Source organism: Streptomyces longhuiensis (assembly GCF_020616555.1).
Taxonomy (GTDB): domain Bacteria; phylum Actinomycetota; class Actinomycetes; order Streptomycetales; family Streptomycetaceae; genus Streptomyces; species Streptomyces longhuiensis.
The window spans coordinates 1,760,198-1,781,116 of sequence record NZ_CP085173.1; the positions used below are offsets into that span (position 1 = coordinate 1,760,198).

General features: G+C 72.3%; 18 protein-coding genes. 9 read left to right on the top strand and 9 right to left on the bottom strand.

Features of this window, described 5'->3' with window-relative positions; genetic code table 11:
- The first annotated feature begins 75 nt into the window (after window positions 1-75).
- A complete protein-coding gene (locus LGI35_RS08380; protein WP_227293264.1) occupies window positions 76-2,484 on the top strand; it encodes a right-handed parallel beta-helix repeat-containing protein in 2,409 nt (802 codons plus the stop codon).
- Here the strand turns inward: LGI35_RS08380 and LGI35_RS08385 are convergent.
- The gene (locus tag LGI35_RS08385) at window positions 2,454-4,793 is read right to left on the bottom strand and encodes a hypothetical protein (protein WP_227293265.1); all 2,340 of its coding nucleotides are present in this window, start codon (window positions 4,791-4,793) and stop codon (window positions 2,454-2,456) included. The genes LGI35_RS08380 and LGI35_RS08385 overlap by 31 nt on opposite strands.
- Window positions 4,794-5,009: 216 nt before the next feature.
- Here LGI35_RS08385 and LGI35_RS08390 point away from each other — a divergent pair, with 216 nt between their 5' ends.
- A complete protein-coding gene (locus tag LGI35_RS08390) occupies window positions 5,010-5,837 on the top strand; it encodes a DeoR/GlpR family DNA-binding transcription regulator (protein ID WP_116500454.1) in 828 nt (275 codons plus the stop codon).
- Between the two features lie 66 nt (window positions 5,838-5,903).
- Window positions 5,904-6,401, top strand: coding sequence for an SRPBCC family protein (locus LGI35_RS08395; protein ID WP_227293266.1), 498 nt, complete (start codon window positions 5,904-5,906; stop codon window positions 6,399-6,401).
- 15 nt (window positions 6,402-6,416) lie between these two features.
- Here the strand turns inward: LGI35_RS08395 and cds1 are convergent, their stop codons facing one another.
- Window positions 6,417-7,574 (bottom strand): L-cysteine desulfhydrase Cds1, encoded by a 1,158-nt coding sequence (cds1, locus tag LGI35_RS08400; RefSeq protein WP_227293267.1) that lies wholly within the window; start codon window positions 7,572-7,574, stop codon window positions 6,417-6,419.
- A gap of 306 nt (window positions 7,575-7,880) precedes the next feature.
- On the opposite strand from cds1, the gene LGI35_RS08405 reads away from it, so the two are divergent.
- Entirely contained in the window at window positions 7,881-8,225 is a 345-nt protein-coding gene (locus LGI35_RS08405) for a hypothetical protein (protein WP_116500449.1), read from the top strand.
- A gap of 212 nt (window positions 8,226-8,437) precedes the next feature.
- Window positions 8,438-8,956 carry an ATP-binding protein gene (locus LGI35_RS08410; RefSeq protein WP_227293268.1) on the top strand — a complete coding sequence of 173 codons (519 nt, stop codon included), beginning with the start codon at window positions 8,438-8,440 and terminating at the stop codon, window positions 8,954-8,956.
- 38 nt (window positions 8,957-8,994) lie between these two features.
- On the opposite strand, the gene LGI35_RS08415 is transcribed toward LGI35_RS08410, so the two are convergent.
- The 3 genes from LGI35_RS08415 to LGI35_RS08425 are packed head-to-tail and all read right to left on the bottom strand — an operon-like array spanning window position 8,995 to window position 12,628.
- Window positions 8,995-11,556 carry an ABC transporter permease gene (locus LGI35_RS08415; protein WP_227300245.1) on the bottom strand — a complete coding sequence of 854 codons (2,562 nt, stop codon included), beginning with the start codon at window positions 11,554-11,556 and terminating at the stop codon, window positions 8,995-8,997.
- A gap of 5 nt (window positions 11,557-11,561) precedes the next feature.
- A complete protein-coding gene (locus LGI35_RS08420) occupies window positions 11,562-12,350 on the bottom strand; it encodes an ABC transporter ATP-binding protein (RefSeq protein WP_227293269.1) in 789 nt (262 codons plus the stop codon).
- Window positions 12,347-12,628 (bottom strand): SHOCT domain-containing protein, encoded by a 282-nt coding sequence (locus LGI35_RS08425; protein WP_227293270.1) that lies wholly within the window; start codon window positions 12,626-12,628, stop codon window positions 12,347-12,349. The genes LGI35_RS08420 and LGI35_RS08425 overlap by 4 nt, the downstream gene beginning before the upstream one ends.
- 183 nt (window positions 12,629-12,811) lie before the next feature.
- Between LGI35_RS08425 and LGI35_RS08430 the strand changes: the two genes are divergently transcribed.
- The 3 genes from LGI35_RS08430 to LGI35_RS08440 are packed head-to-tail and all read left to right on the top strand — an operon-like array spanning window position 12,812 to window position 14,893.
- Entirely contained in the window at window positions 12,812-13,372 is a 561-nt protein-coding gene (locus LGI35_RS08430; protein WP_227293271.1) for a TetR/AcrR family transcriptional regulator, read from the top strand.
- A 19-nt stretch (window positions 13,373-13,391) separates the two neighbouring features.
- Complete coding sequence (locus LGI35_RS08435; RefSeq protein WP_227293272.1) at window positions 13,392-13,976, top strand: DUF4865 family protein; 585 nt, start codon at window positions 13,392-13,394, stop codon at window positions 13,974-13,976.
- The gene (locus tag LGI35_RS08440; RefSeq protein ID WP_227293273.1) at window positions 13,973-14,893 is read left to right on the top strand and encodes a phosphotriesterase family protein; all 921 of its coding nucleotides are present in this window, start codon (window positions 13,973-13,975) and stop codon (window positions 14,891-14,893) included. Before LGI35_RS08435 ends, LGI35_RS08440 begins: the two co-directional genes overlap by 4 nt.
- Before the next feature lie 9 nt (window positions 14,894-14,902).
- Here the strand turns inward: LGI35_RS08440 and LGI35_RS08445 are convergent, their stop codons facing one another.
- The 4 genes from LGI35_RS08445 to LGI35_RS08460 all read right to left on the bottom strand — a co-directional run bounded on the left by LGI35_RS08445 (window position 14,903) and on the right by LGI35_RS08460 (window position 19,044).
- A complete protein-coding gene (locus LGI35_RS08445) occupies window positions 14,903-15,493 on the bottom strand; it encodes a DUF1097 domain-containing protein (protein WP_227293274.1) in 591 nt (196 codons plus the stop codon).
- Between the two features lie 86 nt (window positions 15,494-15,579).
- Window positions 15,580-16,830, bottom strand: a complete 1,251-nt coding sequence (locus LGI35_RS08450) for an amidohydrolase family protein (protein WP_227293275.1) — start codon at window positions 16,828-16,830, stop codon at window positions 15,580-15,582.
- Between the two features lie 124 nt (window positions 16,831-16,954).
- A complete protein-coding gene (locus tag LGI35_RS08455; RefSeq protein WP_227293276.1) occupies window positions 16,955-18,019 on the bottom strand; it encodes an acetamidase/formamidase family protein in 1,065 nt (354 codons plus the stop codon).
- Window positions 18,016-19,044 (bottom strand): carbamate kinase, encoded by a 1,029-nt coding sequence (locus tag LGI35_RS08460; RefSeq protein WP_227293277.1) that lies wholly within the window; start codon window positions 19,042-19,044, stop codon window positions 18,016-18,018. The genes LGI35_RS08455 and LGI35_RS08460 overlap by 4 nt, the downstream gene beginning before the upstream one ends.
- Before the next feature lie 171 nt (window positions 19,045-19,215).
- Between LGI35_RS08460 and LGI35_RS08465 the strand changes: the two genes are divergently transcribed.
- Window positions 19,216-20,832 (top strand): PucR family transcriptional regulator, encoded by a 1,617-nt coding sequence (locus tag LGI35_RS08465; protein ID WP_227293278.1) that lies wholly within the window; start codon window positions 19,216-19,218, stop codon window positions 20,830-20,832.
- The last annotated feature ends 87 nt before the right edge of the window (window positions 20,833-20,919 follow it).

The following is a 20,919-nucleotide window of genomic DNA, read 5'->3' on the forward strand; positions in this document are numbered from 1 at the left end:
CTACGGTTGACCCACCTTCGCCGCGGGGATCGCAGCGAGGACCCGCGTACGACGAGGTGGGGGCACGACAAAGCCATGGCACAGGGCACGGTCCAGGTGACGCACACCGGCACGTCGCGGTGGCGGCGCCGCACTGGGGAGTACGCATCGCTCGCCGCGGCCCTGGAGGCCGCGGGTGACGGCGACGTGCTGACCGTGGCGTCGGGCACGTACAGAGAGAATCTCGTCGTGGAGCGCGCCGTGACGCTGCGTGGTCCCGAGGGCTCACCCGGGTCCGTGCGGATCGCGCCGATCGACGGGGTGCCGCTCACGGTGCGCGCGTCCGCGACCGTCCTCGATCTGCATGTCGAGGGGCAGGACTCGGCGGCCCCCGCGCTCCTGGTGGAGGAAGGCGCTCCCGAGCTCTGCGATCTGCGCATCGTCACGCGCTCCGCGGCCGGCATAGAGGTGCGGGGCGGCGCGCGGCCCACCGTGCGCCGCTGCACCGTCGACAACCCCGGAGGGATCGGCATCGCCGTGCTCGACGGCGGGGGCGGTGTCTTCGAGGAGTGCGAGGTCGTCTCGGCGGGCCAGGCCGGAGTGGCCGTGCGCGGCGGCGCGCACCCTCGGCTGGAGCGCTGCCGGGTGCATCACGCGTCGGGTTCCGGACTGTCCGTCACCGGCGAGCACAGCGGCCTGGAGGCCGTCGGCTGCGAGGTGTACGAGGTCAAGGGCACCGGCGTGCAGATCACGGGGCGCGCCACGGCGCACCTCACGGACTGCGACGTGCACCGCACCACGGCGGACGGCGTCACGCTCGACACGGACGCGGTGCTCACCCTCGCCGACTGCCGTATCCACGACATCCCGGAGAACGCGATCGATCTGCGCTCCCGGTCGGTCCTGACACTGACGCGCTCGAGCGTGCGCCGGTTCGGGCGCAACGGCCTGTCCGTGTGGGACCCGGGCACGCGCGTGGACGCCAACCAGTGCGAGATCCACGACAGTACGGGCGACTACCCGGCGGTGTGGGTGAGCGACGGCGCGACCGCCGTGCTCGACGCGTGCCGGGTGCACGACGTACCGGACGCGCTGTTCGTCCTGGACCGGGGCTCCCGGGTGGACGTCGTCGACAGCGATCTCTCCCAGGTCCGCAACACGGCCGTGTCGGTGAGCGACGGCGCCACGGCCCAGCTCGACGACTGCCGGATCCGGGAGGCCGCGACGGGTGCCTGGTTCCGTGACCATGGGAGCGGCGGCACCCTCGCCAACTGCACGGTCGACGCCGTCCAGACCGGCGTGATCGTCACCAAGGGCGCCGACCCCACGATCGAGCGCTGCACGGTCACCTCCCCTGCCGAGGCCGGCTTCTATGTGTCGGCCGGGGGCCGGGGCAGCTTCCACGGCTGTCGCGTCACGGGCAGCGAGGGCTACGGCTTCCACATCATCGACGGCTGCCGTACGACCCTCAAGAAGTGCCGTACGGAACGGTGTTCGCGCGGGGGTTACGAATTCGCCGAGGACGGCCCCGTGGTCGAGGACTGCAGCAGCGACGAGAGCGGTGGGGTGCGCTCCGCCGGGCAGGCCGCCGCCCCGGCGCCGGGCGTCCAGAAGGCCACGCAGACCGTGGGGCTGCTCAGCGCGTTGCCCGACCAGCGTGCCGTGGCACCCGACACGGAGGCCCCGGCCACGACCCGCACGTCGACGGATGTCCTCGGTGAACTCGACACCCTGGTGGGCCTGGAGAGCGTCAAGCGCGAGGTGCGTGCGCTCACGGACATGATCGAGGTCGGCCGGCGCCGGCAGCAGGCGGGCCTCAAGGCGGCCTCCGTCAGGCGGCACTTGGTGTTCACGGGCTCCCCCGGCACCGGCAAGACGACCGTGGCACGCCTGTACGGGGAGATCCTCGCCTCACTGGGCGTCCTGGAGAAGGGCCATCTCGTCGAGGTGTCCCGGGTCGACCTGGTCGGCGAGCACATCGGCTCGACCGCCATTCGCACGCAGGAGGCCTTTCAACGCGCCACCGGGGGCGTGCTGTTCATCGACGAGGCGTACGCCCTGTCCCCCGAGGACTCCGGCCGCGACTTCGGGCGTGAGGCGATCGACACGCTGGTGAAGCTGATGGAGGACCAGCGCGACTCCGTCGTGGTGATCGTCGCGGGCTACACCTCCGAGATGGAGCGCTTCCTCTCCGTCAACCCCGGTGTGGCGTCCCGATTCTCACGGACCATCACGTTCTCCGACTACCTGCCCGAAGAGCTGCTGCGGATCGTCGAGCAGCAGGCCGACGAGCACGAGTACCGGCTCGGCGAGGGCGCGTCCGAAGCCCTTCTGAAGCACTTCACGGCGATCCCGAAGGGTCCCGCCTTCGGCAACGGCCGCACGGCGCGGCAGACCTTCGAGTCGATGGTGGAGCGCCACGCGGGCCGGGTCGCCCAGCTCGCCGAGCCGAGCACGGACGACCTGACCCTGCTCTACGAGGACGACTTGCCCGAGCTGCCCTGAGGCGCGGCGGGCTCGCCGTCCGGGCGTGGCCCCGGGACCTCGGGGCGCAGCCTGGCGAGGAGGCGGGCCCGTTCCTCGGCGAAGACGGGGTCGGCCTGGTAGTCGGAGTGGCCCAGGATCGGTGCGGGCAGCGGGTGTTGCTCGGTGCGGCCGTAGGCGAGCGGGTCCTTCAGTGCCGGGTGGTCGACCTGAGGGCCGTCCTCGCCGGGCAGCCGGACGGGTCCGCCGATCGGGTCGGTGGTGCGGTGCAGGTTGCGCCAGCAGTCGACCTGGCGGTGCAGGGCGCCGAGAGCGGCGGGGCCGAAATGGGCCGGGAACCAGCGCCCGTAGAGCCGCTCCAGAGGTGAGCCGTAGGTGAGCAGGGCGACGCGTCGGCGGACGGTGGGATGCAGCTGCCAGGCGGCCGCGGCGGCGAGGACGCTGCCCTGGGAGTGCCCCGACAGGACGAGGCGGCCGCCCGTGGCGCGGATCCAGGTGGCCATGCGCCAGGTCAGGTCGGGCACGGCGCGCTCCGCGTAGCAGGGCGGCGCGAAGGGGTGTGCGGCGCGCGGCCAGAACGTGCCGACGTCCCACAGGATGCCGATCGTGCGGCGGGCCGACGCGTCGCGGTAGGCGCGCCGTCCCCAGGTGACGAAGAGTATGAAGCCGAGTCCGATGAGCCAGGAGCCCAGCGCCTGCGCGGTCTGCGCGGCGCCTTCCACGATGTCGTACGTGCCCTGTGCGGCCTGGCCCGGGACCTGGTGGGTCGCCCACGCGCCGATGAGCGCGCCCGCCCCGAGGAGGAGCGTCACCGTCGAGACCGCGCCGATGATCATGGGTGCCTGGTCGGTGAGGGCGGCACGCGCGCGTGTGCCCGCGATGCGGCTGGTGCGGGCGGGGTCCTCGGGCTCCCCCGGGTAGTCGGTCGCGACGGTGGCCGTCTCGCGGCGTTTGAGCCGGATGGTGCGCTGGGCGAGCACGGCGCACACCGCGGCGACGACGATCAGCAGGGGCGGGATCACGGAGGCCTGCCAGGACAGCAGGACGGGCGGTCCTTCGATGGTGCCGCCGGCTCCCGGTGTACCGGAGCCGTCGAGCCAGTCGGCGACGCGCTGGGACACTCCCCCGGACATCACACCGCCCAGGGCGCAGGCGAGCATCGCGGTCGCGGGTCCGCCGAGGCCGCGCAGGGCCGCACGGGAGTCGCGTGCGCGGCGGTGGATGGCGTGGGCGACCACGGCGAGCGCCACGACCACCGCGCCCTGGACGAGGACGATCCCGCCGAACGTCGCGTCTCCGGGCAGGCGCCCGTGCGACCGCCACTCGGGGCGTGACCAGCCCGCGTACAGGAACGTGAGCAGCAGGAGGGCCAGGGCGGCCGCGGGCAGGAGGCGGACGAGGGTCCGGTCGAGGGTGCGGTCGACGGTGCTCTCGCTGCGGCCCCTGCGGCACACCACCCAGACGACGATGCCGGTGCCCACGACGAGCGCGCCGTCGAGGATCCGGCCGAGCACGTCGAGGAGCACGGGACCGCCGCTCCCGCGGTCGAAGCGGGCGGCCGAGGTGCCGACGGCGGCCGCCACGGTGAGCAGACCGGCGGCGGTGTGCGCGGCGCGCAGACGCGCGACGAGTCGGCGTCCGTACCAGAACCCCGGCCTGCCGAGCGCGTTGGTCGGGGCCTCCTCCTCGGGGTCGGGCTGGTGGGGCAGTGGCTGCTGGGACTCGTACGCGCCCCAGGTGCGGTGGGAGAGGTACCAGAGGAGGCCGATGAGGGCGGCCGGGACGGTCGCCGCGAGGGCGAGGCGGCGGCCGGGCTGGCTCCACCAGCCGCCGTGTCCGTGCGAGTCCACCGACAGGAAGCCCAGCCAGGAGCGTCCTTCGGCGCACGCGTGCGTGCCGGCGCACTGCCAGGCCACCAGATCGAGCGCCACCTCGCAGGCGGCGGCGACCAGGAGGACGGTGAGGCTGAGCCCCACGAGGCGCACCAGAAGGCCGTACGCGCGCACGGTCCGCGTGCGGCGGTGGGCGTTGGGGCGCATCCAGTGGGCGAGGTTGACGACCATGAACGGCAGGAGCAACAGCCATAAGGCGCGCGAGCCGTTGCCGGACGTGAGGTTGCACCAGACGTACGCCTCCGGGACGGGCTTGCCCCGGTAGTCCTCGGGGCGTTCCTCCGCGTCGGCGTCGTCGGCGCGGCGGTACACCGCGGCCGTGTCGTCGCCGGAGACCCGGACCGTGCGCGGGTCGCCGAGCATCGCCGCGGGGGTGGTGCCCCCTACGCCGTGGACCAGAAGTTCGAGGGCGGTCTCGTCCGCCGTGTCACGCTCCACCGTTCAGCATCCCCCGATTGACGTGCGCGTGTGGTGCCGGAATCAGAATCCCCGCTCACGACCGCGCTACGCATCCCTCCTCACCGAATCTCCTCCATCCGTGCGACCGCGCGCCATACGGCGGGCGCGAGCGGGCAGTGGCACGGCTGTCGGTGGCGCGTGCGAGGATGTGGCGACCATGGACGGCTGTGACGAGGCGAAGGGATCCGACAGGACGTGAGCGAGAATCAGAACCTCCTCGCGGAGCAGCGCCGGGCCCTGATCCTCGACGAGGTCAGGCGCCGTGGCGGCGTCAGGGTCAACGAGCTCACGCGCAAGCTGGGCGTCTCCGACATGACGGTCCGCCGTGATCTCGACGCGCTCGCCCGGCAGGGTGTCCTGGAGAAGGTGCACGGCGGCGCGGTCCCCGTGGTCGAGGCGAGCACCCACGAGCCGGGCTTCGAGGCGAAGTCGGGTCTGGAGCTCAGCGCCAAGGAGGACATCGCGCGGACCGCCGCGGCCCTGGCGGTGCCGGGCACGGCCATCGCGCTGTCCGGCGGCACCACGACGTACGCGCTGGCCCATCACCTCCTCGAGGTGCCGGACCTGACCGTGGTGACCAACTCGGTACGGGTGGCGGACGTGTTCCACGGCGCGCAGCGCTCGTCGGGACAGCGGCAGGGCGCGGCGACCGTCGTCCTCACGGGCGGCGTGCGGACGCCTTCGGACTCGCTGGTGGGGCCCGTCGCGGACCAGGCCATCGCGGCGCTCCACTTCGACGTGCTGTTCCTCGGTGTGCACGGCATATCGCTGGAGGCCGGTCTGTCGACACCGAACCTGGCGGAGGCGGAGACGAACCGGCGGCTCGTGCAGTCCGCGCGCCGGGTCGTGGTGGTCGCCGACCACACCAAGTGGGGGACGGTGGGCCTCAGTTCGTTCGCCTCGCTCGACCAGGTGGACACGCTCGTCACGGACGCGGGGCTGCCCGCGGACGCGCGCGCGGAGATCTCCGAGGAGCTGCGGCTCGTCATCGCGGGCGAGCCCGGAACAGGTACAGACATCTGACGGTTCGCCAGCTATGGTGACCCCTGCCCGGTCAACCGCCCGATTCCGCTTGGGGGCTGAAGGTCCATGGCACGCCGACTGAAGCCCGTGGGGCTCGAGTTCACCGAGTCCGCGCCGCTGCGCCTGGTCTTCGCCCGCGAGGTGTCCGCGCCTCCGCAGGCGGTGTTCCGGGCGCTCGCCGAGGACGTGGCGGGCTGGCCCCAGTGGTTCTCCGCCGTGACGCTCGCCCGCCCGACGGAAGACGGCGCCGGGCGCGAGGTACGGCTCAGGGGTGGTGCGCGCATGCGGGAGACCATCCTCGCGGCCGACCCCGACGAGGTGTACGCGTACCGGGTGGACGAGACCAACGCGCCGGGGATACGCGCCCTGGTCGAGGAGTGGCGGCTCACGCCGTCGGGCATCGGTGGGACGCGGGTGCAGTGGACGTTCGCCGCGGACGGGGTCGCCGCGTTCCGGGTGGGCCTGCGCCTCGGCCGGGCCGGACTCGGTCGCGCGTTCCGTGACGCGGTGGCCGCGCTCGACCGCAGGATCGCGGCGAACTCCCGCGATTCCAAGGCGAGTTAGACGCGGTCCGGGCCCTCAGTCGGCGCTCGGCCAGACTCCCGTCGCGAGCAGCGTCTCGATGGCCCGCGTGTACGGCGCGATGTCCAGGCCCTGGGCGGCCAGCCACTGGTCGGAGTAGTACTTGTCGAGATAACGGTCCCCCGGGTCGCACAGCAGCGTGACGACGCTGCCGGTCCTGCCCTCGGCCACCATCTCGGCGACGATCTTCAGCGCGCTCCACAGGCCCGTACCGGTCGAGCCGCCCGCCTTGCGGCCGATGGCCCCCTCCAGGGCGCGCACGGCGGCGACGCTCGCCGCGTCCGGCACCTTCATCATGCGGTCGATCGCTCCGGGCACGAAGCTCGGCTCCATGCGGGGCCTGCCGATGCCCTCGATGCGGGAGCCGCAGTCGCAGGTGACGTCCGGGTCCCCGGTGGTCCAGCCCTCGAAGAAACAGGAGTTCTCCGGGTCCGCGACGCAGATGAGGGTGTCGTGCTGCATGTAGTGGACGTACCGGGCAAGGGTTGCGGAGGTGCCTCCGGTGCCGGCGGTGGCGACGATCCAGGTGGGCTCCGGGTAGCGCTCCAGCTCCAGCTGCCGGTAGATCGACTCCGCGATGTTGTTGTTGCCGCGCCAGTCCGTGGCCCGCTCCGCGTACGTGAACTGGTCCATGTAGTGGCCGCCCGTGTCGACCGCGAGCGCCGCCGACTGCTCGTACATCGTGCGCGAGTCGTCGACGAAGTGGCACCGGCCGCCGTGGAATTCGATCAGGCGGATCTTCTCGGGGCTGGTGGTGCGCGGCATCACGGCGATGAAGGGCACCCCGATGAGCTTCGCGAAGTAGGCCTCGGAGACGGCGGTCGAGCCGCTGGACGCCTCGATGACGGGGCGGCCGGGCCGGATCCATCCGTTGCACAGGCCGTAGAGGAACAGCGACCGGGCGAGCCGGTGCTTGAGGCTGCCCGTGATGTGCGTCGACTCGTCCTTCAGATAGAGGTCGATGCCCCACTCCTCGGGGAGCGGGAAACGCAGGAGGTGGGTGTCGGCCGACCGGTTGGCGTCGGCCTGCACCTTTCGTACGGCTTCTTTGAGCCAGCTTCGGTACGCGGCGTCCGTGTGGTCCACGTCGAGCGTGGCCACCGGGTTTTGCCCTTGGGGGGTACCGGCTGACTGGTCCTGCTGAGGGGTGCTCACCGCATGGCTCCTTGGCGTCGTTCCGAGCGCCGGTCCGACGCCGTCCACACCCGGCCGTCGTCTTTGCGACCGGTCGGACGCCCCGATCATAAACACCTTCCGCACGCTTCTCACCTGCATAAACACCCCTTTGAGCAACTCAAAGGAACACCTGCCCCAAGGCAGGAACAGGCGTGCGGAGGAACAAAGGCGTGAGTCGCCCCTTCCCCTGCCGGGCGCAGTGCCTCACGCACTGGTGCGGACGCCTTCGTGCGGGCAGACTGCACCGCGGGGCCGGTGAGAGTTCACACCAAGGGGGCGGACGACATGGCTGAGCCGGAGTTCACGGCGACGGGTGTGCGCATAGGGCGTCTCCTTCGCTCACTCACCCGGGCAGGCGAGGTCCGCATCAAGGGCGGCCGCCTCGAACTGCTCACCAGTTATGGCAGCGAGATCGACAGTGCACCGCTCCAGGAAGTCCGCGCCGGCAAGGCCTGGTTCGCGCCCGGCGACCGGGCTCTCGCCGATGTCGGCGGCAGGCGCTACCTGCTGAAACTCGGCGCCGATCATGAACCCGGCGACGCGGTGCCGCGTCTCGTCGGCGAGAGCGGGCCGCCCACGACGCGTCGGTTCCTCGAGGCGGTGCGCAGGGCGCGCGGCCGGCTGACGTAGCCGGCCGCGTACTTGGGGGGCAGCGACCGCGAGTTGCAGGCTCGCACCCCCTGAGTCACTCTGGTCACACATCACTACTCAGGGTTTACCGGCGATAACGCTGCGAACCAGCCCGCCGGACACGCAGCAGGCGGGCCTCAGCTGTCAACGCGACCCCCTGCTGGCTCGGTACTCCGCCTTCTTCCGGACCTTCAATTCGGGGAGTCGCAGCCGTGATCACCCACCCAAACAAGCACTGCACGGTGGAGCTCCAGGCCCTGCCGTCGCGGATCCGCCAGGTCCGCAGAATCGTATCGGCGCAGTTGCGCTACTGGCATCTGGATCCGCTGATAGACGAGGCGATGCTCGGCGTGACCGAGTTGTTGACCAACGTCCACCGGCACGCGGGTCCCGACAAGATGTGCACCGTCGAGATCGAGTTGCTGCACGACCACCTCACGGTGTCGGTGCACGACCACGACCCGCACCTGCCGCAACCGTGCGAGGCCGACCCGCTCGCGACCTGCGGCCGGGGCCTCGCCCTGGTCGCCGCGGTCAGCGAGAGCTGGGGCGCGCGTCCGCAGGGCGAGCACGGCAAGGTCGTGTGGTTCACGCTCCCCGCGCCGTCGGCGGCGATGCCGCTGCCGCCGCTTCCCGAGTACCGGGTGGCGGACGCCTTCCCCGAGCTGGACTCGCCGGCGGACCGCCGCGCGGCCCGACATGCTCCCGCCCGGTCGGCCGTTGTCGGCTGACCGGGCGGTGACCACCTCCTGCCACGGCACGGGCCACGTCACTCGGTGGCGATGGCCCGCAGCACGTCGAGGCGTGCGGCGCGGCGGGCCGGGCGCAGGCCCGCGAGCGCTCCGGCGGCGAGGCCCACCAGGGCGACGACGACGAGCTGGAGCGGCGGCAGGGCGAACGCGAACGCGCTGTCGCTCGCGCCGTCCGACGCCTCGACGAGGACCCAGCCGAGGAATGCGCCGAGCACCAGGCCACCCGCGGTACCGAACGCGGCGACCAGGACGGACTCCCACCGGACCATGGCCCGCAGCTGGGCGCGGGTCTGGCCGACGGCCCTCAACAGCCCCAGTTCGCGGGTGCGTTCGTGGACGGCCAGGGTGAGGGTGTTGGCGATGCCGAGCAGGGCGATCAGCACGGCGAGGGCCAGCAGCGCGTAGACCAGGGTCAGCATCATGTCGATGCCGCCCGCGGACGACTGCGCGTACTCGTCGCGGGTCTGCACCTCCGGATTCCCGTACGCCGCAGCGACCTTGGAGACGGCGGCCTTGCCGTCGGCCGTGCTCACGCCGTCCTTGAAGGTGACGGCGATCAGGGTGTCGGAGTCCTGGGCGCGGTGCGGGGCCCAGGCCTGGCGTGTGATGACGTAGTCCCCGGCGAGTTCCGACCGGCCGTACACCGCGCGGACGCTGAAGGTCTGCCGCTTGCCGTCGGTGAAGGCCAGGCGGGCGGTGCTGCCCGGACGGAGGTGCTGCTTGTCGGCTTCCTCGCGGGTGATGGCGATGCCGTCCGTGCCGAGGTCGTCGAGCGAGCCGCGGACGGTTCCCAGGTCGAACGACCTGGCGAGCGCGGCCGGGTCGGTGACGGTCAGGGCGCGGCCCTCGCCGTCGACGTCAGCGACGCCCTTGCCCAGGCCGACGGCGGTCGCGACCTGCGGCTGTTCGGCGATGGCCGGGGCGAGCCTCGGGCTGAGGCCGCTGCCGCCCGCGCCGAACGACGGGGCGGACACGGCGATGTCGCCGGCGAAGGAACGGGACACCGTCTGGTCCATGGTCGCCTTCAGCGAGGCGCCGAAGACGGTGAACAGACAGACGACGGCGACACCGATCATCAGGGCGCTCGCGGTGGCCGCGGTGCGCTTGGGGCTGCGCAGGGCGTTGCGCAGGGCGAGGCCGCCGGTGACGCCGCGCAGCTTGTCGAGGGGGCTGCCGAGGACACGTACGGCGCGCGACGAGGCGACCGGACCGAGCACCACGAACGCGATGAGGATCAGCACGCTGCCGAGGCCCGCGAGCCAGATGGACGGCGAGGCGAGGACTCCGACCAAGGTGACGGCGACCGCCGCGACGCCGAGTGCCGTGCCGATGACGGCGCGGCTGCGCGAGGCACCGGACTGGTCGACGGCCGTCTCGCGCAGGGCCGCGAGGGGTGCCGTGCGTCCGGCTCGTACGGCGGGCAGGAGCGCGGAGCCGAGACAGACGAGGATGCCGACGGCGAGCGGGAGCAGCATGGACAGGCCGCTGATCACGAGGGCGCCGTCGGGGAACGGGAAGCCGATGGCGGGGAACAGCGCCTGGAGCCCGGCCGCGATGCCGATGCCGCCGGCGAGACCGGCGACCGAGGCGAGGACTGCCACGGCGCTCGCCTCGACGAGCGTCGTGGCGGTGACCTGGCGGCGGGAGGCGCCGAGGGCGCGCAGGAGCGCGTTCTCACGGGTGCGCTGGGCGACGACGATCGCGAACGTGTTGTGGATCGAGAAGGTCGCCACGAGCAGGGCGATGCCGGAGAACACGAGGAGGAAGGTGGTGAAGAGGCTCAGGAACTGGCCGGAGATCATGTCCGTGTTCTCCTGCGCCGACGCCTCGCCGGTGATGGCCTCGACTCCCTTGGGCAGTACGGGAGTCAGCTCGTCGACGAGTTCCCGCTGGCTGGTGCCGGGGCCGGCCCGCACCTGGATGGACGCGGCCTCGCCGGGCCTCGGCGTGAGGTACTTCTCGGCGTCGGCCCGCGTCATGCCGGTGTACGTCACCTGCGCCATGCCGTCCTCACCGCCGAAGGTCGCGAGGCCGACGATCGTCACCTTGACGGGGTCGGGGGTGCGCAGGGTCGTGGTGTCGCCGATCTTGAGGTGGCCCTTCTCGGCGGCTCCGTGGTTGACGACGACCTCGCCGGTCTTCGAAGGGGTGTGTCCTTCGGCCAGGCGGTAGGGGTTGAGTTCGGGGTCGTTGATCCAGTTGCCCGCGAGGGTGGGCGGCCCCTGGCCGCCGATCGCCTTGCCGTCGCTGCCGACGAGCTGGCCCGCGCCCTGGATGCCGGGCACGGCGGCGGCGACACCCGGGGTGTCCGCCAGCTTCTTCGCGAGCGACGCGGCGACGGGCTGCCGGGCGCCCTGGCTCTCGCCGGGGGTCGTGATCACGTTCGTGCTGCGGACGACGGCGTCCGTGCCGCTCGTCGCGTTGCCGAACATGGTGTCGAAGCCGGCGCGCAGGGTGTCACCCATGACGAGTGTGCCGGTGAGGAACGCGACGCCGAGCAGGACGGCCAGGAAGGTGCCGGCGAAGCGCCGCTTGTGGGCGCGCAGCGACGACAGGCTCAGGCGCGCGGAGGTGCCCAGGGAGCTCATGACGGCTTCTCCCCCGCATGTCGTGCGCCACCGGCCGCGTCGAAGGCCTTCATGCGGTCGAGGACCTTGTCCGGGGTGGGTGCCTGCATCCGGTCGACGAGACGGCCGTCGGCGAGGAAGACGACCTCGTCGGCGTGGGCGGCGGCCACCGGGTCGTGGGTGACCATGACGACCGTGCGGTCCATCTGCCGCACGGCGCGGCCGAGGAGCCCGAGCACCTCCTCGCCGGAGCGCGAGTCGAGGTTGCCGGTGGGTTCGTCGGCGAAGACGACGTCGGGGCGGCCGGCGAAGGCGCGGGCCACGGCGACGCGCTGCTGCTGTCCGCCGGAGAGTTCGGACGGCCGGTGGTGCAGCCGGTCGCGCAGGCCGACGACGTCGACCAGTGCGTCGATCCACTCCCTGGAAGCGGCGTCTTCCTTGGCGCCCGCGAGGTCCATCGGCAGGGTGATGTTCTCCGCGACCGTCAGCGTCGGCACCAGGTTGAAGGCCTGGAACACGAAGCCGATCCGGTCGCGGCGCAGGAGGGTCAGGCGGCGGTCGTCGAGGTCGCTCAGGTCGGTGTCGCCGATGAAGGCGGAGCCGGCGCCGAGGGTGTCGAGGCCCGCCGCGCAGTGCATCAGCGTGGACTTGCCGGAGCCGGAGGGACCCATGATCGCGGTGAACCTCCCGGCCTCGAAGCCGACGCTCACGCCGTCCAGGGCCCGGACCGCGGTGTCGCCACTGCCGTAGACCTTCACGGCGTCGACGACGCGCGCCGCGGTCCGGGTGAGCGTGGTGGTGGTCATGCCGCACCGCCCTTGGAACGGCCGAACTCCTCGTTCAGGACGGAGCTCCGGCGCCAGTACTCGTCCTCGTCGATCTCGCCCGCGGCGAAGCGCCGGCCGAGCACGGTGAGGGGCGAGTTCTCGTCGGCGGCGGGCCGCCAGGGGCCGCCACGGCGGCGTCCGCGCCACACGGTGCGGCGCAGCAGCGTGACGACGCCGATGACGACGGCCGCCCAGATCAGCGGGAGGAACAGGATCCACGGGCCGGGCCCGCCGTCCCAGTTCGCCAGGGTCTGCATGCGAGTCATCTCCTCGGAGTGTGTGTCCACGTTTTCTCGATGCCTCGAGGCTCGCTCCGAAGGGGGGTCGAAGTCGTCGTACAGCCAGCGGCAGCGCGCGTACCCCCACGGGAGTACGGAGCCCGCTTCCGTCTGCTCTCTCCCTCCTCGACTTCTGTACCTACTAGTATGTACAGTGGCTTCATGAGCACCTCGGACCGGTTGATCGAGTCCACGCGTGAGCTCCTGTGGGAGCGGGGTTACGTGGGCACGAGCCCCAAGGCGATCCAGCAGCGCGCCGACGTGGGGCAGGGCAGCATGTACCACCACTTCGGCGGGAAGCAGGACCTCGCGCTCGCCGCGATCGAGCGCACGGCGCAGGAGATGCGGGCCACCGCCGCGAAGTCGTTCGGCGGCGGCGGTTCCGCGTACGCCCGCATCGAGGCGTATCTGCGGCGCGAGCGCGATGTGCTGCGCGGCTGCCCGATCGGCCGGCTCACGATGGACCCGGACGTGATCGCGAGCGACGCGCTGCGCGCACCGGTCGACGACACGCTCGACTGGCTGCGGGAGCAGCTCGCCGGAATCGTCGAAGAGGGCAAGGAACAGGGCGAGTTCGCGGCCTCGCTGGACGCCGAGGAGATCGCGGCGGCGATCGTCGCGACTGTCCAGGGCGGTTATGTCCTGGCCCGCGCGTCGGGCTCGCCCGCCGCCTTCGACGCGGGGGTGCGCGGACTGCTCTCGCTGCTCGCACCCGCCGCCTGAGCCGAGGAGAGACACGACCGTGCACGCGACGCAGTACGAGATCACGCTGCCCGCCGACTACGACATGGGCATCATCCGCAAGCGGGTGGAGACCAGGGGGCATCTCCTCGACGACTTCCCCGGACTCGGCCTCAAGGCGTATCTGATGCGGGAGCGCGGTGTCGCCGGGTCACCCGTGAACCAGTACGCGCCGTGCTACCTGTGGAACACACCTCAGGGCATGAACTCGTTCCTGTGGGGGCCCGGATTCCAGGGGATCGTGGACGACTTCGGGCGGCCCGAGGTGCAGCACTGGACCGGACTCGCGTACGAGGAGGGCTCGGCCTCGCAGGCCACCCCGAGGAGCGCGGTACGCCGCCGGACACCCCTCACCGGGCAGGCTCCGCCGGCCGAACCGACGGAAGCCGCCGTGCGCGACGCGGCTCGCATCGCCGGGCAGGACGGGGCGGTGTGCGCGGCCGTCGCCGTCGACCCGCGCCACTGGGAGCTGCTCACCTTCTCCCTCTGGGACCACGCGTCACCGGACACACCGGGCGACCTCTACGAGGTGCTGCACCTGAGCGCCCCCGAGCGCGACCGGCTCCCCCGGGGGAGGCAGTGGTGACCGCGACCGTTCGGACCGTGCTCGGGGACGTGGCGCCGGAGGAGCTCGGCGTGTGCGACGCGCACGACCACCTCTTCTTCCGCAGCCCCCTGCTCCCCGGCCAGGAACTCGACGACGCGGCCGCCGCCGAGGCGGAACTGCGCGCCTACCGCGATGCGGGCGGCGGCGCGGTCGTCCAGTGGACACCGCACGGACTCGGACGCCGGGCCGAGCTGCTGCCCGAACTGTCGAGGGCGACGGGCGTACGCATCGTGGCCGCGACGGGACTCCACCAAGCCGCCCACTACGCACCGGATTTGCTCGCCCGGCTGCGTCCCGTCCTCGCCGACGTGTTCGTGCGGGAACTCACGGAGGGGATCGGCGACAGCGGTGTGCGGGCCGGGCTCATCAAGGTCGCGGGCGGCTTCCACGCCCTCGACGACCACGCGGTGTGGACGATGCGGGCCGCCGCCGACGCCCATCACGCGACGGGCGCACCGATCGCCGTCCACCACGAGCTGGGGACGGGCGTACTCGACGTACTCGACCTGCTGTGCGGGGAGTTGGGGGTGGCGCCGGAGCGGGTCGTGCTCGGGCACCTCAACCGCTCCCCCGACTTCGCCGTGCACCGGCAGGCCGCCGAGTCAGGCGCGTACCTCGCCTTCGACGGGCCGTCGCGCGCCAACCACGCGACGGACTGGCGGATGCCGGACGCGATGGCGGCGCTCGCCGACGCGGGGTACGGCGACCGGCTCCTGCTCGGCGGCGACACGACGACCGCCGGAGCGCGCTCGGTGAGCGGCGGGCCCGGGATGCCGTATCTGCTGCGCCGCGTCCGCCCACGGCTCGAACTGGCCCTGGGCAAGGCGCTGGTGGACCGGATCCTCGTCGACAACCCGGGCAGCGCGTTCGCGGTGGAGCGGCTGCCCGGGCGGTGACGGACGGCCTCACTCGGCCGGTGCGGTTCCGGCCGGCGGGGTGCGGCCGTCGTGGTGCACAGGGCCCGCGGACGCCACGACCGACGTCGGCACCGGCGAGAAGATCGGGTACATGAGCCGGTTGGACAGATAGGCGAAGACCGGCCCGAGCGCGTTCATCGCGACCACGCAGACCCACGCCGCCCAGATGTTGCCCGGCTTGTAGCCGAAGCCGCCGAAGAACGTGGCGAAGTAGCTGGCGAAGCCGAGGAACATGCCGGGAATCAGCGAGAACACCTTGATGCGGCCCGTGTACATGAGGACGGTGTTGACGACCATGATCACCAGGGCCAGCACCGCGTTCCGGGCGAACTGGCCGTCGCCGAACGCCGTGCCCACGTGCTGGTCGATCAGCACGATGATCAGGGCGAAGGCGGAGCCGGCGGGCATCGTGCACCACAGCCTGCGTGCGTTCGCCCAGCTCGGCCCTCCGAGCGCGAAGACGGCCGCCCACGAGATGAAGATCGCCCAGGGCGGGAGATGGAGCGCGGTCCCTCCGATGAACGCCGTCAGACCGGCGAGTACGGAGGCAACGATTTCGTGAGAGAGGCGTTCGCGCATGGGGATTCCTCCGCTGGAGTCGGATGGCAGAGCGCGGTGCCGTGCGGGGGCGTGGGGGGCGGGTGCGGGTGCGAGGGGAGGGAGGCTCAGGGGACGAGGAGTTCGCTGGTCCTGACCGTGCGGGCCACCACCCTCCCCGCCTTGATGACATGGGCGCGTTCGGGCCGGTCCAGGACGATGTCGTCATAGACCTGCGTGTCGAGCACCACCAGGTCGGCGCGGTCGCCCGGCCGTACGCCGTAGTCGTCGGCGACGCCCACCACCCGGGCCGCGTCGTGCGTGACCATGCGCAGCACCCGGTGGAGGTCGGTGGGCCCGGACAGATGACCGGTCTGCGCCAGCAGGAGCGCCGTGTCCAGGGGGTCCGCGCGCCCGAACGGGGTGAAGGCGTTGCGGATGTTGTTGGAGGAGCAGGCGGCGAGCACGCCGTGGTCCCACAGCTCACGGACCGGGGCGACCCCCCGCCGGACCGCCCGGGTGTCCCGTCGACCGCCGAGGTGCAGGTCGGTCGCCGGGAGCGGCACGACGGCGACGCCCGCGTCGGCGAGTGCGGCCATCGCCCGCGCCCGGTCCGCGGGCTCCCGGCCGCCGAGTGAGGTCATATGACCGAGCGCCACCCGACCCCCCAGACCCCGGCGCGCGGTCTGGCCGGCGATGAACTCGGCGAGCGCGTACCGGGGGTCGGACGCGTCGTCGGCGAAGTCGGCGTGCAGATCGGCCGGCACTCCGTGCTGTGCGGCGAGGTCGAGCACGAGCTCGACGTGGCGGTGGCAGTCCTCCAGGGTGGCCTCGTTGTAGGTGCAGCCGCCCACCACGTCGGCGCCCGCCGCCAGCGCCGCGATCAGCAGCTTCTCGGTGCCGGGTGACCGCAGGACGCCCTCCTGCGGGAACGCCACGATCTGGAGGTCCACCACATCCGCGTACTCCGCGCGGAGTTGGAGCAGTACCTCGACGCCGAGCAGCCCCGCGATCGGGTCGACGTCCGGATGGGCGCGGATCACCGTCGTACCGTTGAGGACCGCCGCCTCGAGGACGCGCCGCGCACGGGCCAGTACGTCCTCGTGCGTGAACGCGCTCTTCAGCTCGCCGGTCACCGCGATCGCTCCGGCGAGGGTTCCGTCGGGGTTGCCTCGTACGCCGTCCAGGAGGGCCTTGTCGAGATGCAGATGCGGTTCGACGAAGCCGGGCAGGACGACCCGGCCGGCGCAGTCGATCACCTCGTCGGCGTCCTGGCCCGCGGCGTCCCCGACGGCTCGCACCCGGCCGCCGTCGATCACCACGTCGCAGGGCGACCGGGCGTCCTCGACGCGTGCTTGACGCAGTATCAGTTGAGGCATACGGGCTCCCGGTGGATGGATGGGCGGGGGCGGATGCGGGGGACTGGCGTACGCGGCAGGCGGGGCAGCCGCGATCGGACGGGATCGGACGGGATCGGACGGGATCAGAGGGGATCGAACTGGATCAGTCGGGGAAGTCCGCCTTGCGGATGAGGCAGTGCACTCCCTGGACCTGGTCGACGACCTGCGAGATCTCGAAGTCGGCCGCCGCGCTCAGGTAGGCGTACGCGGCCGGCCCGTCCATGCCGAAGCGGTCCGTGAGGAAGCGGACGGCTGCGCGGACCGCTTCCCGCATCGCCTCGTCGAGGTCCTCGTGCAGCCCCACGGGGATCCAGTGCCGGTCGGTCTCGCCGAAGGGGTGCGTGAGGGTCGCGGCCGCCGCCCGGGCCCGTGCGCCCTTGAGGAGGGTGAGCCGGAACGTGGCGCGCAGCGGCGCCTCCAGGGCGGTGAGGGCGACTTCGCCGTTGCCCTGTGCGTAGTGCGGATCTCCGGTGTAGAAGCCCGCTCCGGCCGTCTGTACGGGCAGATACAGCGCGGAGCGTGTCTCCAGTTCCTTGATGTCGAGGTTGCCACCGTGCCGTCCCGGCGGCACCGAGTGCTGCGTCCCGTCCGTGTCGGTGGCCACGCCCATGATGCCCATGAAGGGCCGCAGCGGGAACCGGGCCGCCCGGCCCTCGGCGTAGCGGATCACGCCGACGTCCCGGCCGTCCGCACGCTCCACCTCGCAGAAGGTGAACTCCGGTGCTGTGCGGGCGAATTCGTCCGGCAGGGCGCCACGGCCGTGCCTGCTGGAGATGACGCCGTAGTCGGCGCGCCGGTGCAGCGTCAGCACCTCGGCCTTGAGGAGGTCGCCCGGCTCGGCGCCCCTGATGTGGACGGGCGCGCTGACCACATGGGGGCCGTCCCCGTCCGGGTCCCGTGGCGGCGGGGACTTCGCCAGCACGCGGGCGTCGGAGAGCACTTCGGTCGCGGCGATGCCGTACCGCCCGAAGAAGGCCGCCGGATCGCGCCCCTGGTCCTCCAGGATGCCCTCGTGGGAGACGGTGTCGAACGTGACGCTCTCGCCGGATTCGATCGTGAGCGCCGGCGCCGTGGTGCGGCAGGGCAGCCGCCCCCAGCCGACGGTCTCCGGTGTGGCGCGCAGATAGTGCGTGCCGTCGATCGGGCCCTGTCCCGCTTCGAGTATCACTGCGGCCTCCCTGCCGTGACGGTGCCGTTGAGGGGTTCTTCGGTGGTCCGCGCCAGGTCGCTCTCGAGCCAGGTGCCGCCGTGTCCGTCGAGGGCGGCAGCCAGCTGCTGCGGTGAGGTGATGAGCACCTGGCGGCCGGGGGCGCCGCGCAGGAATTCGAGGGCGGCGCCGATCTTGGGACCCATGCTGCCCGGCGGGAACTGGCCCTGGGCCAGGAGCCGTTCGGCCTCGCCGCAGGTCAGCCGGTCCAGGAAGCGCTGCGTGGGCCGGCCGAAGTCGACGGCTACGCGTTCGACAGCGGTGGTGACGACCAGCAGGTCCGCGCCGAGTTCGGCCGCGAGATGCGCCGACGTCAGATCCTTGTCGATGACGGCTTCGACGCCCTGGTAGCCGGCCTCGCCTTCCACGACGGGGATGCCGCCGCCACCGGCCGCGATCACCGTGAACCCCGCCGTGGACAGCGCCCGTACGGACTCCGTCTCTAGGACCCGGCGCGGCCGGGGCGACGGGACCACGCGCCGCCAGCCCCGCTCTCCCTCCTCCGCCACGGTCCAGTCGTGGAGGTCCGCCAACTCCCGTGCCCTGGCTGCCGGATAGAAGGCTCCGATGGGTTTGGTCGGGTGGCTGAACGCCTCGTCGTGCGCGTCCACCACGGCGTGGGTGATCAGGGCGGCGACCCGGTCGTCGGCGCGCCCGAGCGACCTGAGGCGGCCCGCGATCGCGGTCGCCAGGATGTGTCCGAGGCCGCCCTGCGAGTCGGCCACGCACAGGTCGAGGCCGAGGGCGGGCAGTTCAGGGGCCAGGGCTGCCGCGAGGTCCGCGCGGCGCTTGATGAATCCGACCTGAGGGCCGTTGCCGTGGGTGACCACGACCCGCCATCCCGCGTCGGCCAGCGCCACCACGGGGGACGCGAGCCGGCGCGCGGCCTCGACCTGTTCGGCGACGGTGGCGTGGGTGCCACCGCGCAGCAGCGCGTTGCCGCCGATGGCGACCACCGCTGTCCTCGGCACGGCTCGGGGAGTCATGCGGGTCACCGTAGGAGAGGCGGGCCGAGCCGGTCATGGGCACCGGACGCCAGGATGAGCGGTCCGCCGTTGACACCCGCTGACAAGGGGCGTCTCCAACCGCGGTGGGAAACATGGAAGTTACGCGCGGGGTATTACAGGTTACTCGCGGCTGTCGCATAGTGACTGTGCATGACAGGCATCGGTATCGGTACCGCCCCGACCGTCCCCTACGGCCTCTCTCCCGGGCTGACCGTGAGCGAGGCGCTGGCCCTGCCCTGCCTCAGCGGCGCACGACTCGTCGCCGGGGCGAGCGGCCACGGCCGCCGTATCCGCGTCGTCAACATCATGGAAGTCCCCGACATCGTGCGCTGGATGCGCGGCGGGGAACTGCTGCTGACCACCGCCTACGCCGTCCGTGACGACGCGGAGGCGCTGAGCGACCTGATCCCCGTGCTCGCCGAGCGCGGCCTCGCCGCCCTGGCCGTGAAGGTGGGCCCCTACCTGCCCGCGCTGCCGCCGGTGATGCTGGCGGCGGCGGACGAACTCGGTTTCCCTGTCGTCGAGTTGCCGGGCGCCGTGATGTTCAACGACATCCTGTCCGAGGTGCTGGGCACCGTACTGAACCGCCAGGCATTGGAGTTGGAGCGTTCGCGCGCCATCCATGAACGGCTCACGGCGGTGGCCCTCGACGGGGGCTCCTACCAGGAGCTCATGAACGTATTGCTCGAACTGTCCGGCTGTGCGGCCGCCGTGCTCGACGAGCACGGGTGGATCCTGGCCTCCGCGGGGTCCCCGCCTCCCGACTGTCCGCCCGCCGCCGAGCGCGCCATCGAGACGGGCACGGGCGCGAGCGGCGCCGTGGCCCTGTGGCGGGACGACGCGGAGGCCGCGGACCACGGGGCCGGGGCGGCCATGCCTCCCACTCATGAGCTCGACACCCATCAGCGGATGGCGCTGGAGCACGCCACGACCGTCGCGGCCACCATCGCCGCCCAGGAACGCGCGCTGGCCAGCCGCCAGCAGCGCTACCGCACGCTGCTCCTGATGGAGTTGGTCTCACGGCCTCCGCGTGACCGCGCCGAGACCGCGCGCCGCGCCGCGGCCATGGGCTGGAACCTGCGACTGCCCCGCGCGGTCGTCCTCGTCGAGGTCGCCTCCACCGGCAGCGGCGGCCCCACCGACACCGAACTCGCCCTGGAGGAGCGACTGTTGCCTCTCGTACGGTCGGCGGCCGGGCCCGGCGCGATCATCTGGGGAAGCCGGAGCGGACTCGTCCTGCTGACGGAACCGGGGCCGTCCCTCAACGGCCGATGTCAGGCCCTGCACGCGGCTGTCACCGCCGCACACCCCGACTGGGACGTGGCGGTCGCCGCCGGAACCGTCCGGGACGACTTCACCGACTACCACCACAGCTACGAGGAAGCGGCGCAGACCCTGACGCTCGGCCGCGAACTGCACGGCCCCGACTTCGTCCGCGGCTACGCGGACCTGGGGGTGTACCGGCTGCTCGGTCAGCTGCCCGCGGCGGAGCTCACGGCCCTCGTCGACGACGCGCTCGGACCGCTGCTCGCCCATGACGCCGAGCACGAGGGCAGCCTCGTCGAGACCCTCAGCATCTATCTCCTCCAGGACCGCAACGGCGTGGCCACCGCGGCGCGGCTGCACGTCCACTACAACACCCTGCGCTATCGACTGCGCCAGATCGACCGCCTCACCGGCGGTCTCGAACGCCGGCCCACCGCCCGGCTCCAGACCGAACTGGCCGTCCACGCCCACCGGTTGCTCCGCGCGCGCGACCGGCGCTGAGCAAGCCCACCTCGCGGCCGGCACCGATCCTCGAAAGGCGGGTCACTGTCACCCGTTGCCGGTAAATCCCCGGCCGGTTCTGGCACT

What these genes read in the sequence shown, in the direction of transcription:
- LGI35_RS08425 (WP_227293270.1), bottom strand. Translation starts at nt 12,628, where the DNA reads ATGCAGACCCTGGCGAACTGGGACGGCGGGCCCGGCCCGTGGATCCTG.
- LGI35_RS08450 (WP_227293275.1), bottom strand. Translation starts at nt 16,830, where the DNA reads ATGCCTCAACTGATACTGCGTCAAGCACGCGTCGAGGACGCCCGGTCG.
- LGI35_RS08445 (WP_227293274.1), bottom strand. Translation starts at nt 15,493, where the DNA reads ATGCGCGAACGCCTCTCTCACGAAATCGTTGCCTCCGTACTCGCCGGT.
- LGI35_RS08405 (WP_116500449.1), top strand. Translation starts at nt 7,881, where the DNA reads ATGGCTGAGCCGGAGTTCACGGCGACGGGTGTGCGCATAGGGCGTCTC.
- LGI35_RS08380 (WP_227293264.1), top strand. Translation starts at nt 76, where the DNA reads ATGGCACAGGGCACGGTCCAGGTGACGCACACCGGCACGTCGCGGTGG.
- LGI35_RS08420 (WP_227293269.1), bottom strand. Translation starts at nt 12,350, where the DNA reads ATGACCACCACCACGCTCACCCGGACCGCGGCGCGCGTCGTCGACGCC.
- LGI35_RS08465 (WP_227293278.1), top strand. Translation starts at nt 19,216, where the DNA reads ATGACAGGCATCGGTATCGGTACCGCCCCGACCGTCCCCTACGGCCTC.
- LGI35_RS08460 (WP_227293277.1), bottom strand. Translation starts at nt 19,044, where the DNA reads ATGACTCCCCGAGCCGTGCCGAGGACAGCGGTGGTCGCCATCGGCGGC.
- LGI35_RS08430 (WP_227293271.1), top strand. Translation starts at nt 12,812, where the DNA reads ATGAGCACCTCGGACCGGTTGATCGAGTCCACGCGTGAGCTCCTGTGG.
- LGI35_RS08395 (WP_227293266.1), top strand. Translation starts at nt 5,904, where the DNA reads ATGGCACGCCGACTGAAGCCCGTGGGGCTCGAGTTCACCGAGTCCGCG.